The 12,173-nt window shown below is 65.5% G+C and carries 12 protein-coding genes and 2 tRNA genes; 6 read left to right on the forward strand and 8 right to left on the reverse strand.

Features of this window, described 5'->3' with window-relative positions; all coding sequences use genetic code 11:
• Positions 1–41: 41 nt before the first annotated feature.
• The gene (locus SGR02S_RS07595; RefSeq protein ID WP_067107530.1) at positions 42–1,535 is read right to left on the reverse strand and encodes an ABC transporter substrate-binding protein; all 1,494 of its coding nucleotides are present in this window, start codon (positions 1,533–1,535) and stop codon (positions 42–44) included.
• Between the two features lie 17 nt (positions 1,536–1,552).
• Positions 1,553–1,639 (reverse strand) — tRNA-Leu (locus SGR02S_RS07600).
• A gap of 90 nt (positions 1,640–1,729) precedes the next feature.
• Here SGR02S_RS07600 and SGR02S_RS07605 point away from each other — a divergent pair.
• Positions 1,730–2,689: an ABC transporter ATP-binding protein gene (locus SGR02S_RS07605; protein ID WP_067107486.1), complete on the forward strand. Its 960-nt coding sequence runs from the start codon at positions 1,730–1,732 to the stop codon at positions 2,687–2,689.
• The gene (locus SGR02S_RS07610) at positions 2,686–3,453 is read left to right on the forward strand and encodes an ABC transporter permease (RefSeq protein ID WP_067107489.1); all 768 of its coding nucleotides are present in this window, start codon (positions 2,686–2,688) and stop codon (positions 3,451–3,453) included. Before SGR02S_RS07605 ends, SGR02S_RS07610 begins: the two co-directional genes overlap by 4 nt.
• A gap of 178 nt (positions 3,454–3,631) precedes the next feature.
• On the opposite strand, the gene SGR02S_RS07615 is transcribed toward SGR02S_RS07610, so the two are convergent.
• The 4 genes from SGR02S_RS07615 to aroA form a co-directional block, all read right to left on the reverse strand.
• The gene (locus SGR02S_RS07615) at positions 3,632–3,910 is read right to left on the reverse strand and encodes an integration host factor subunit beta (RefSeq protein WP_067107492.1); all 279 of its coding nucleotides are present in this window, start codon (positions 3,908–3,910) and stop codon (positions 3,632–3,634) included.
• 201 nt (positions 3,911–4,111) lie between these two features.
• Positions 4,112–5,821, reverse strand: coding sequence for a 30S ribosomal protein S1 (gene rpsA, locus SGR02S_RS07620; RefSeq protein ID WP_067107495.1), 1,710 nt, complete (start codon positions 5,819–5,821; stop codon positions 4,112–4,114).
• Positions 5,822–6,300: 479 nt separating this feature from the next.
• Entirely contained in the window at positions 6,301–6,930 is a 630-nt protein-coding gene (locus tag SGR02S_RS07625; RefSeq protein ID WP_067107498.1) for a (d)CMP kinase, read from the reverse strand.
• Positions 6,927–8,255, reverse strand: a complete 1,329-nt coding sequence (aroA, locus tag SGR02S_RS07630) for a 3-phosphoshikimate 1-carboxyvinyltransferase (protein WP_067107501.1) — start codon at positions 8,253–8,255, stop codon at positions 6,927–6,929. The genes SGR02S_RS07625 and aroA overlap by 4 nt, the downstream gene beginning before the upstream one ends.
• A gap of 125 nt (positions 8,256–8,380) precedes the next feature.
• Between aroA and SGR02S_RS07635 the strand changes: the two genes are divergently transcribed.
• Positions 8,381–8,701 (forward strand): FYDLN acid domain-containing protein, encoded by a 321-nt coding sequence (locus SGR02S_RS07635; protein WP_067107503.1) that lies wholly within the window; start codon positions 8,381–8,383, stop codon positions 8,699–8,701.
• A 122-nt stretch (positions 8,702–8,823) separates the two neighbouring features.
• Positions 8,824–8,899, forward strand: a tRNA-Ala gene (locus tag SGR02S_RS07640).
• A 94-nt stretch (positions 8,900–8,993) separates the two neighbouring features.
• On the opposite strand, the gene SGR02S_RS07645 is transcribed toward SGR02S_RS07640, so the two are convergent.
• Complete coding sequence (locus SGR02S_RS07645) at positions 8,994–9,440, reverse strand: RrF2 family transcriptional regulator (RefSeq protein ID WP_067107506.1); 447 nt, start codon at positions 9,438–9,440, stop codon at positions 8,994–8,996.
• A gap of 148 nt (positions 9,441–9,588) precedes the next feature.
• Here SGR02S_RS07645 and SGR02S_RS07650 point away from each other — a divergent pair, with 148 nt between their 5' ends.
• Complete coding sequence (locus SGR02S_RS07650) at positions 9,589–10,146, forward strand: hypothetical protein (protein ID WP_067107509.1); 558 nt, start codon at positions 9,589–9,591, stop codon at positions 10,144–10,146.
• Positions 10,130–10,843 carry a COG3904 family protein gene (locus tag SGR02S_RS07655; protein WP_067107513.1) on the forward strand — a complete coding sequence of 238 codons (714 nt, stop codon included), beginning with the start codon at positions 10,130–10,132 and terminating at the stop codon, positions 10,841–10,843. The genes SGR02S_RS07650 and SGR02S_RS07655 overlap by 17 nt, the downstream gene beginning before the upstream one ends.
• A gap of 196 nt (positions 10,844–11,039) precedes the next feature.
• Here the strand turns inward: SGR02S_RS07655 and SGR02S_RS07660 are convergent, their stop codons facing one another.
• Positions 11,040–11,843, reverse strand: a complete 804-nt coding sequence (locus SGR02S_RS07660) for an enoyl-CoA hydratase-related protein (protein ID WP_067107516.1) — start codon at positions 11,841–11,843, stop codon at positions 11,040–11,042.
• Positions 11,844–12,173: the final 330 nt, after the last annotated feature.

A 12,173-nucleotide genomic window follows, 5' to 3' on the forward strand; every position in this document is an offset into this window, starting at 1 on the left:
GGGGTCCTTTCAGCAAGCGCCCGAAGCTGGGCGCCGTCCGATCAGGTGGGGGCGGCGATCAGGCGATTCAATGGGTGCTGGGCGCGGGCGTTGGCGCGCAGTCCGGTGGTCCGCTGCGACGCGACCGACCAGCGCAGCGGCGTCGCGAGCGGGATGAAGGGGACATAGCGGGCGAGAACCGCCTCAGCCTCGGCGATCTGCGCCGCGCGCAGAGCGGGGTCGTCGTTGAGCGCGGCACGGTCGATCAGCGCCTGCGCCTCGCGATTGCACAGCGTGTCGCGGCGGCACGACAGCCGGCGCAGCGGCCACAGCGCGTCGTCGTTGGGCGTCACCTCGTCGATCAGCTTGAGGTCGGTTTCGGCGTCGGCGTCGACGCGGCGGCTCGGCACCCCGATCGCTGCGAGATCGGCGGCGACATAGGCGAAGAGGATGCGTCCGCCGGGCGAATCGGGCACGGCGATGCGCAGCGTCGCGATGTCGCCGCGCGTCGCACGCCAGCGGTCGACGACGCGCCGTGCCTGAATCAGGCGCGAATCGTCGTCGAAGTCGGCCCAGGCGGGCAGCAGCGGCGCCGGGCCGCCGTCGCGGCGATAAAGCGCCGGGCGCAGCGTCATCTGTGGTTGCCATTCGGTGAGCCCGAAGGCATCGACGAGCCGCTGCCGCCGGATCGCGCGCACCAGCGCCTCGCGGTTGGCGTCGGTGGCCAGAAATCCCTCGGCGCGCACGAACGCCAGCCCGAACAGGCCGGGAACCGGATCGACGACAAGGCGCGAGCGTCCGATGTTCGACGCGACGAAATAGGGCAGCGTCGAAAAGCGCCCGCCGATCACCGCGTCGGCATAGCCGTTCTTGAACCGCGCCAGCGCGCCTGCGGGCGACGTTCCGACGAGTTCGATCGAAGCGGCGGGATCGTTGGCGGCTTCTTCGGCCTCCTCGGGGTCCTCCGCGAACGGATCGGGAACGGGCGACAACAGCATCGCGCGGCCATGCCGTTTCGGTCGCATCGGTCCCCAGCCCATATCCTTGTCGACGATCGCCATCGACGGTTGGGCGAGCAGTTCGAGAATCGCGGGCTGCGGCGCGGCGAGGCGGATTTCGATGACGCTGTCGGTCATCGCCTTGATCGTCTCGATCTCGGGGAAATCGTCGCGCAGGACATGTCGGCTGCGCGGCGACAGATAGGTGCGCAGGATCGCGGCGACGCGTTCGGCCGTCACCTTGCGGCCGTTGCTCCATTTCGCCTCGCGGATGCGGAAGATATAACTGAGCCCATCGCCGGTCACCGTCCAGCGCTCGGCGAGGCCGACGTCGATCTGCCCCTCTCCATCATAGCTGACCAGCCCCTGCGCGGTCGCATCGAGCAGTGCGGCATTGGCGGCCGACAATTCGCCGTTCGCCGGATTGGCGGCGGGATTGAGCGGCCCGATCGCCGCGACGCGGACCGGCCCGCGCTCGCCGAACAGGCCGCAACCGGCAAGCAAAAGGGCCAGAAGCCCGGCCGGGACGAACCGCGCGCCGTTGCCGCCAGCCTTCATGACCTGCCTCTCCTCGCTGGTGCGGACGGCGGGACTCGAACCCGCACACCCAGATGGATAGCAGATTTTAAGTCTGCTGCGTCTACCGATTCCGCCACGTCCGCGTGTCGTGCGCCGGTCAAGCCGAAGGGGGAGGGGAGGTCAAGCGATCTTTGCCGCTTCACCCGGCGAACGGGGTCGGCTAGACCGGCGCGATGACGGCCGTGCTCCAGATTTCCAACCTCGGCAAAACATACAAGAGCGGCCACCGCGCGCTGAGCGGCGTCGACCTGACGATCGACAAAGGCGAGATATTCGCGCTGCTGGGGCCGAACGGGGCGGGTAAGACGACGCTGATCGGCATCGTCTGCGGCATCGTGACGCCGAGCGAGGGGACGGTGACCGTCGGCGGGCACGATCACCAACGCGACTATCGCGCCGCCCGGTCGATGATCGGGCTCGTGCCGCAGGAACTTCATACCGACGCGTTCGAAAAGGTGATCACGACGGTCAGCTTCTCGCGCGGCCTGTTCGGCAAGCCGCGCGATCCGGCGTTCATCGAGCAACTGCTGCGCGACCTGTCGCTGTGGGACAAGCGGAACGCGAAGATCCTCGAACTGTCGGGCGGCATGAAGCGCCGCGTGATGATCGCCAAGGCGCTGTCCCACGAACCCGAAATCCTCTTCCTCGACGAACCGACCGCGGGCGTCGATGTCGAACTGCGTCGCGACATGTGGAACATGGTGCGCGGCTTGCGCGACCGCGGCGTCACCATCATCTTGACCACCCATTATATCGAGGAGGCCGAAGAGATGGCCGACCGCGTCGGGGTGATCAGCAAGGGCAAGCTCATCCTCGTCGAGGACAAGGACGCGCTGATCAAGAAGCTGGGCCGCAAGACGCTGACGCTCAACCTGTCGGAGCCGCTGGCCGCCCTTCCCGCCGGGCTCGACGACTGGTCGCTCGAAATCGCGGGCGAGGGGCACGAACTCGTCTATGAATTCGACAGCCAGGCCGAAGCGACCGGCGTCCCGTCGCTGCTGCGGCGGCTGAGCGATCTCGGCATTCCCTTTCGCGACCTCCACACGCGGCAAAGCTCACTCGAGGAGATTTTCGTCGGGCTGGTCCACGAATCGAAAAGCGATGGCGCGGGCGCGCAGGGGGCCACGGCATGATCGGGAATTTCCGCGGCGTCCGCGCCATCTACGCGTTCGAGATGGCGCGCTTCGGGCGCACCTTCTGGACCAGCCTGCTGCTGCCGGTGATCACCACGACGCTCTATTTCGTCGTCTTCGGCTCAGCGATCGGCAGCCGGATGAGCGCAGTTGGCGACGTACCTTACGGCGCCTTCATCGTGCCGGGGCTGATGATGCTGACGATGTTCACCGAAAGCATCAGCAACGCCAGCTTCGGCATCTACATGCCCAAATGGACGGGGACGATCTACGAGATGCTCTCGTCGCCGATGTCGCCGCTCGAACTGCTGATCGCCTATGTCGGGGCGGCGGCGACGAAGTCGGTGATTATCGGCGCGATCATCTTCGCGACCGCACACCTGTTCGTCGATGTCCAGGTCGCGCATCCGTTGCTGATGGCCGCCTTCATGGTGCTGATGGCCGTGACCTTCTGCCTGTTCGGCTTCATCATCGGCATCTGGGCGCAAAGCTTCGAGCAGTTGCAGGTCATCCCGCTGCTCGTCGTCTACCCGCTGACCTTCCTCGGCGGCGCCTTCTATTCGATCGACATGCTGCCTGCCGCGTGGCGCGCGCTGACCTTGTTCAACCCGGTCGTCTACCTGATCAGCGGCTTCCGCTGGACCTTCTTTGGCCGTGGCGATGTCGGCATCGGCGTCAGCATGGGCGCGGTTGCGATCTTCCTCGCGCTGTGCCTCGCGGTGATCTTCTGGGTATTCCGGACGGGGTATCGGCTGAAGAATTGAGGGCCGTGGCAATTCAGTCGTTCCGCACGCTGGCCTGCGCCTTCGTCATGCTGAACTTGTTTCAGCATCGATGGTCGTGTCTTTCCTTTTACGCCGCCTGTCGGTCGAAGGCGGACCATGGACCCTGAAACAAGTTCAGGGTGATAAAAATGGAAGAACTCTACCCGGAAAATCGCACTCAGTCGTTCAGCCGTTCGCGCATTTCCTTGCCGGGCTTGAAATAGGGGACGTTTTTCGCTTTGACCGCGACCGGCGTCCCGGTGCGGGGATTGCGCCCCGTTCGCGATTCGCGCGCGCGCGTCGAAAAGGCGCCGAAACCGCGCAATTCCACCCGTCCGCCCGCAGCGAGCTGCTCGATGATGGAATCGAAGAAGGCGTCGACGATCCTCTCGACCTCCTCCAGGCGCAAATCGCTGTTTTCGCTCGCGATCTTCTGAACCAGTTCTGACCGGATCATCTGCTTCCCCTAAATGTGCCACGCGCATCCCGCGGACGCGGGTTATCCGGCCGTTGCCGGCGACGATGCGTAGGACCCCTCCCGACGCGGCGCCGAGATTATCACGAATCGCTATCCCGTCAAAATCTATCGCCGAAAGAAAAAGGCCCGCAGAGGGACACTCTGCGGGCCTTTTCTTCGCTCTGGCGCGAAAGAAGGAAATCAGTCCTTCTTGCCGGCCTTCAGCGCCTCGCCGAGGATGTCGCCGAGCGACGCACCCGAGTCCGACGAGCCGTACTGCGCAACAGCCTGCTTCTCTTCGGCGATCTGCAGCGCCTTGACCGAGAAGGTCGGCTTCTTCGAACGGTCGAAGCCGGTGACCATCGCGTCGAACTTCTGCCCGACCTGATAGCGCTCGGGGCGCTGCTCGTCGCGGTCGCGGCCCAGGTCGGCGCGCTTGATGAAGCCCGTCGCGCCGTCGTCGCCGGCCTGCACTTCCAGCCCATTGTCGCGGACTTCGAGCACGGTGACGGTGACGGTCTCGTTCTTCTTAAGCGAGCCAGAGCCGGCGCCGGCTCCGACTGCCGGAGCACCCTTTTCAAGCTGCTTGATGCCGAGGCTGATGCGTTCCTTCTCGACGTCGACGTCGAGGACGACGACCTGCACCTGCTCGCCCTTGCGGTGGAGATGCAGCGCTTCCTCGCCCGAGATGCCCCAGGCGATGTCCGACATGTGGACCATGCCGTCGACGTCGCCGGGCAGACCCACGAACAGGCCGAACTCGGTCGCGTTCTTGACTTCGCCTTCGACGACCGAACCGATTGGATGCGCTTCGGCGAAGGCACCCCAGGGGTTCGACTGCGCCTGCTTGAGGCCCAGCGAAATGCGGCGCTTGTCGCTGTCGACTTCCAGGACGATGACGTCGACTTCCTGGCTCGTCGAAACGATCTTGCCGGGGTGGACGTTCTTCTTGACCCACGACATCTCGCTGACGTGGACCAGTCCTTCGATGCCCGGCTCCAGCTCGACGAACGCGCCATAGTCAGTGATGTTGGTGACGGTACCCTTCAGTTTGGCGCCGACCGGATATTTGGCGGCAACGCCTTCCCACGGATCGGCCTCAAGCTGCTTCATGCCCAGGCTGATGCGCTGCGTGTCGCGGTTGATGCGGATGATCTGCACCTTCACCGTGTCGCCGATGTTGATCACCTCGCTCGGGTGGTTGACGCGCTTGTAGCTCATGTCGGTGACATGGAGCAGGCCGTCGATGCCGCCGAGGTCGACGAACGCACCGTAATCGGTGATGTTCTTGACCGCGCCTTCGATGATCTGACCTTCTTCCAGGTTCTGGATCAGGCCCGAACGCTGTTCGGCGCGCGTTTCCTCGAGGATCGCGCGGCGCGACACGACGATGTTGCCGCGGCGACGGTCCATCTTCAGGATCTGGAAGGGCTGCGGCAGGTCCATCAGCGGGCCGACGTCGCGCACGGGGCGGATATCGACCTGCGAACCCGGAAGGAAGGCCACCGCGCCGCCGAGGTCGACGGTGAAGCCGCCCTTGACGCGGCCAAAGATGACACCCTCGACGCGGGCTTCCTTGTTGAATTCTTCTTCCAGCCGGTCCCAGGCGGCTTCGCGGCGAGCGCGGTCGCGGGACAGCATGGTTTCGCCATTGGCGTTCTCGACGCGGTCGACATAGACTTCGACCTCGTCGCCGACCTTCAGGTCGGCCTTCTGGCCCGGCATCGCGAATTCGCGAAGCGCCACACGGCCTTCGCTCTTCAGGCCGATGTCGATCACTGCCAGGTCGTTTTCGATCGCGGTCACGGTGCCCTTGACGACGCGGCCTTCAAAGCCGCCGTCGGCGCCGCCCAGCGATTCATCGAGCATCGCGGCGAAATCGTCGCGCGTCGGAAAAGCCGTAGAGGCCATAAATGATTTCCTTACTTCACATGTTTCCGGCCAAGCGGTTGGGTCCGCTGGTCTTGTGGCCGAACCGTCCTGTCCGCCGAATGCGGAACAGGACGTCGTCGGGGCGCTTCGCAAGGCGAGCCACGGGCAAAGCAAAAAGGGCGCGACGAGGGTGCCCCATCACGCCCGACGCTCCGGTGGGAGCGGCGGTTCATCCGTGCCTCGACCGGCAAACCGCCCGTCGGACGGCGCGCGTATAAGCGGGGAGGCGGTTTTCGGCAAGGAAAAAGGGCGTGCTGATCGGCCATATCTCCGGACGGTGGAGCGGACGGGATTCGCGCAGAGGCGCGGAGTTTATGGCTTGGGTCGATAAGTCCGGTTCATCGTGATCGCAGATGTTTCGCAAGAGAAAGCCGCTTTGCGACAGACACCATCTCTCCGCATCTCCGCGTGAATCAATATCCTCTGCGATCTCTGCGCCTCTGCGCGAATATCTTCTTTCAGCCCCGCTTCCCGACTTTGCCCTCGACGAATGCGATCGCGGCCGCGATACCCGCGTCCCGGTCCAGCGCCGTATTGTCGAGCAGCAGCGCATCCGCGGCGCGGCGCAGCGGCGCGTCGACACGCCCGGTGTCGCGCGCGTCGCGGGCGTAGATGTCGGCGAGCACCGCGTCATAGGTGACACCGACGCCGCGCCCCAGCATCTCGGCATGGCGCCGCCGCGCCCGCTCTTCCGGCGTGGCGGTCACGAACAGCTTGGCGTCGGCGTGCGGCGCGATCACCGTGCCGATGTCGCGCCCGTCGAGCACAGCGCCGCCCGGCTGGTTGGCGAAATCGACCTGCCGCTGGAACAGCGCCCTTCGCACCGCAGGATGGATCGACACGCGGCTCGCGAGGCTGCCGGTGCTTTCGTAGCGCAGCGCCGGATCGTCGAACAGGCTGTCGGGAAAATCGCACGCGGCGAGCGCATCGTCCGCATCGTCGGGATCGCCATGGTCGAGCTGCGTCTGATAGCCGACGGCGCGATAGAGGAGTCCGGTGTCGAGCACCGGCAGCCCGAAATGCGCCCCAAGCGCGCGAGCGATCGTCCCCTTGCCCGACGCGGTGGGACCATCGACGGCGACAATCATGCCTGCAGGCTTTCGAGCAGCGCCTCGAAATTGGGAAAGCTGGTCGCGGCCGGCCCCATGTCGTCGATCGTCACCGGCGCCTTGCCGACGAGGCCCGCGACCGCGAAGCTCATGCAGATGCGGTGGTCGAGGTGACCGGCGATGGTCGCGCCGCCAGGCAGCGGGTCGCCGCCGGTGCCGTCGATGGCCAGCCCGTCCGCGCTCTCCTCGACCCGCGCGCCGATGGCGGTAAGGCCGGCGGCCATCACCGCCAGCCGGTCGCTCTCCTTGACGCGCAGTTCGTCGAGGCCGGTGGTGACGGTGCGCCCTTCGGCAAGCGCGGCGGCGACGAACAGGATCGGATATTCGTCGATCATGCTCGGCGCGATGGCGGGATCGACCTCGATCCCCTTCAGCGCACTGTGACGGACGCGCAGGTCAGCGACCGGCTCGCCGCCGACCTCGCGCGGGTCGAGCAGTTCGATATCGCCGCCCATCGCCTGCAGCACCTCGACCAGCCCGGCGCGCGTGGGGTTGAGGCCGACATTGGCGATGACGACGTCCGATCCGGGCACGATCAGCGCCGCGACGATGAAGAAGGCGGCCGACGAGGGGTCGCCGGGGACCGCGATCGTCTGCGGCCGAAGCTCGGCCTCGCCGCGGATGCGGATGCGGCGGGTGCCGTCGCCGTCGGTCTCGACGTTCAGGTCGGCGCCGAAGCCCTTCAGCATCCGCTCGCTATGGTCGCGCGTCGGGATGGGCTCGATCACCTCGGTGATGCCCGGCGTGTTCAGTCCCGCGAGCAGCACCGCGCTCTTCACCTGCGCCGACGCCATCGGCAGGCGGTAGGCGAGGGGGATCGCCGGCGCGAGGCCGCGGACCATCAGCGGCAGGCGCCCGCCGGGCGAGGCGACGATATCGGTCCCCATCTGCGACAGCGGCTCGATCACCCGGCCCATCGGGCGCCCCGACAGGCTGGCGTCGCCGATGAAGGTGACGGTGATCGGGTGGCTCGCGACCAGTCCCATCAGCAGGCGCGTCGAGGTGCCACTGTTCCCCATGTCGAGCGCTTCGTGCGGCTGGAGCAGCCCGCCGACGCCGACGCCGTCGATCACCCATTCGCCATCCTCGCGGCGCTCGATCGTTGCGCCCATCCCCCGCATCGCAGCCGCCGTCGCGAGTACGTCATGTCCTTCGAGCAGCCCTGTGACGCGGCTCGTGCCGACCGCGAGCGCCGACAGCATCAGCGCCCGGTGCGAAATGCTCTTGTCACCGGGCATCGCGATCCTACCTTTCAGCGGAGCGGAAGCGGAAAAGGCGCGCGGGCTGGGGTTGGGGTCTGTCATGGCGTGCGGCTTTTGACAGCGGGCAAACAATCTGGCAAGGCGCACGCCGATTTGGCGGGTGGCTGTTCCGGTGCCGCCCTTTCTCCGAAATTTAGCTTATTCCTTCAAAGGGTTACGAGGCTTCTATGGTAAAGGCTGAATGGGGCGCGAAGCGAAGCTGCCCGAAATGCGCGACGCGATTCTACGATCTGACCAACGACGACCCGGTCACCTGCATCAACTGCGGCTATGCCTGGATTCCGGAATCGGTGCTGAAATCGAAGCAGCCGATGCCGTTCGAGGAAGTCGAGAAGCCCGGCAAGGCCAAGGAAGAGGCGGCCGACGACGATCTGGATCTGGACGTCGATGTCGACGAGGACAGCGATTCGCCCGACAATGACGTCGATCTGGGCGGCGACGACGATCTGGGCGTCGCGACCGGCGACGACGAGGACGACGAAAACTGACAATCGGACGCATGGGGCCAAAAAAGCATCGCGCGATGCATTTGGCCCCTTGCATATGGGACACGCGCTGGTAAAGGCGGCGTCCCGATCGCATCACCCAGAGCGATCGTCCGAAATGGCGCGGGGCCTTAGCTCAGCTGGGAGAGCGCTACAATGGCATTGTAGAGGTCACCGGTTCGATCCCGGTAGGCTCCACCATTTCGACAACCCGACCCGGAAACGGCCCGATGCGACAGCATGCGGGCCTTTTTCTTATCTTGCAAGACTGGGAAAGAGCGTCAGCGCGCCGGCGTCAGAGCGCCAATTCCTCTTTCTCGAATAGCGGTTCCAGCATGATCGGATCGGCGAGCGTGATGCGGTCAAGGATCGAGGCGGTGTCGTCGCGTACCCGCAGCATCAGGCTGCGCAGCCGGCATTCGCTTTCGGGCAGGCAGTTCTTGCAATGCTCGTGCGCGTTGCGCGCCGCGCAGGGCACGAGCGCCAGCGACCCGCGCGTCAGCCGGACAAGGTCGCCATAGCTGATGTCGACCGGCGGCAGCGCGAGTTGGTAGCCGCCATCGCGCCCCCGCTGCGAGATCAGCAGCCCCTCGCGCGCCATCTCCGACAGGATGACGGTCAGAAACTTGGGCGGGATGTTCTGCGCGTCCGCAATATCCGCAAGCTGCACCTGCCCCTTGCCCCAATGGTCGGCAAGATGCTGAAAGGCGCGGATCGTGTAGCGGGTCTTTTGCGAGAGCATGGCGGCGTTACTGTGACATATTCCAGCTTAATTCAACCTGTCTGGATGAGATTCGGGAAAGGTTGATGAAAATCACAGTGGGTGGCATGAATCGACGCCAATGGGATCGCGCAGTTTGCCCGTTTCGGGCGCGACAAGGAATAGGGCGATGCGGAAGCTATTCGAAGGCCCGGCGGTTCTCGCGGCGTGCATGCTGGTCGCTGTGCCGGCCCAGGCACAGTTCGGCGGCCTGCTGCGCAAGGTGACGACGCCGGCACCGAGCCCGAGCAGCGACGACAATGGCGGTTGTCCCAAGGGCAAGAAGGGCAGCGGCGTCGGGCGCAGCATATTGGGCGGAGTGATCCGCGATGCCGTCGGCGACGCGGCGAGCAGGGCCGGCGTCTACAGCTATGTGCCGATCACGGAGGTGAGCGGGACGCTGACAGATGCGATCGCCTGCCGGCTCGATCCCGCCGAACAGGTGCAGGCGGCGCAGGCGACCGAAGAGGTCACGCGCGGCGAGGCGGTGGGCGCGACGTCGAACTGGACCAGCGAAACGCGCGAGAATGTCAGCGGTTCGTCGACCGTCGCGTCGATCAATCAGGAGGACGGCGGCCGCAAGTGTATGACCGTCAACGATTTCATCATCGTCGACGGGGAAGAGACGCGCGTCACGAAGCGGATGTGCAAGGGGCCGGACGACGCGCGCTATGTCCTGGCTGCCTGACCTGCCCCGCGTGCTGGTGGGAGCGTTGGCGCTGGCCTTGCTGACCGCGGCGACCGAGCGTGACCCACTGAACCCCACCTGTCCGCTCAATCCCAACTGGTCGACCAATGCGACGATGACGCTGACCGTCGAGACGCGTGGTCGAATGAAGGTCATGCTGGCCGAAGGGCGGGTCGATCCGGGCCTGCCCGAACGCCTGGCCGCGGCGCTGAAGGCCAACCCCGACGTCAGCGAGATCTGGCTGCGTTCGCCCGGCGGCGACGCGCGCGCGGGCAATGCTGCGGGGCGCATCATCCGGTCGAACACCGGTCTCGGCACGCGCATCCCCAGCGGCTGGGCCTGCTTCAGCGCCTGCAACTTCGTGTTCATGGGCGGCGCCCCGCGAATCATCGAACCCGGCGGCGAGTTCATCGTCCACATGTTCACCAGCACCGGCGACCGCGCCGCGATCGACCAGAGCGTGGCGATGGGCACCGATGCGACCACCGAACTGATCGGCGACGTCGAACAGGACAGCGCGCTGCTGGCGAGCGAGGACAACGACTTCCTGATCCGGATGGGCGTGTCGCGCAAATTGCTGACCGAGGTGATGTATCGGCAAAAGGCGGTCAAGGGCAGCGGGGCGGACAAGTCGACCCGCCGCTGCCTGACGCTGGAAGAGGCGCTGAAATATGGCGTGACCTACGCGGTCGAGTGACGGGGGGCGTCGCAACGGACGTTATCCCGCCGAAGCATCAGGCGGCGTCACGATGAAACGTCCGGAATCGTTCACTTCTCCGTCATTGCGGTTCTGGACCTGATCCGAGGGAAGCAACCCAGAGTGTGCGTAAACCGCTCTGGATTGCTTCGCTGCGCTCGCAATGACGACAATGCCGGATTCGGTGGTGAAGGGCTTACTGCCCCTTGAACGCGGCCTTGCGCTTCTGAAGGAAGGCCGCGACACCTTCGACCGCATCGGCGCTGTTGCCGGCGCGATACTGGCCCATCGCCTCCGCATCGAGCGTATCGGAATAGCTTTGGGTCAGCCCGCCGCGCAGCACCTGGCGCATCGTGCCGAGCGCGATCGTCGGACCGCTCGCAAGGCGCTTAGCCAGCGCTTCGGCTTCGGTCATCAGGGCGTCGTCCTCGACCGCCTTGTAGATCAGGCCCCAGTCGGCCGCCTGCTCGGCCGGGATCTTTTCGCCCAGCATCATCATCTGCGTGGCGCGCGGCAGGCCGATCAGCCGTGGCAGCAGCCACGACGATCCGCCGTCGGGGATCAGTCCGATGTTGACGAAGGCCTGGAGGAAATAGGCGCTCTTGCCCGCGAGGGTGAAATCGCCCGACAACGCGAAGCTGCATCCGACGCCGGCGGCGGGGCCGTTGACCGCGGTGACGACGGGAATGTCGAGGTTCGCGAGCGCGAGCAGCATCGGATTATAATGGTTGCGCAGCGCCTTGCGGCTGTTGGCGCCGCCGCCGACCGCCGACGCGCTGCGGTCGCCTGCCAGGTCGGCGCCCGAACAGAAGCCGCGCCCTTCGCCGGTGATCAGCAGCGCGCGCGCACCGAGCACGCCCATCCAGTCGAGCGCCGCGCGAATATCGTCGGCCATCGCCGGCGGCATCGAGTTCAGCCGCTCGGGCCGGTTCAGCGTGATGGTCGCGACATCGTCGGCGACGGCAAGCTTGATCGTGTCGAAGGTTGGAAGGTCGGTCATGGGGAAGAAATCCTCTCGGGGGCTGCTTTACCTTTACGTTCACGTAAGGATGTGACCCATTTGAGGGTCGAGTGCAAGGGGGAGGGGAGATCGGATGACGACGGCTGGAAACGACCGATAGCGGTCATGGCCGCCAGCCTTGAATCGGATTCGCGCAGAGGCGCAAAGATCGCAGAGGCGCGCGCGCTTCATCTCTGCGTTCCTTGCGCCTCTGCGCGAATTTCGTGGAATGCCAGGTATCGGCCGAAGCGCGATATTCCTTTTCTCGTCACCCTGAACCTGTTTGGCAATTAACCCTTTTCGACAAGGAACTGTTCCCCGGCGAAAGCC

Source organism: Sphingopyxis granuli NBRC 100800 (assembly GCF_001591045.1).
GTDB classification, from domain to species: Bacteria; Pseudomonadota; Alphaproteobacteria; order Sphingomonadales; family Sphingomonadaceae; genus Sphingopyxis; species Sphingopyxis granuli.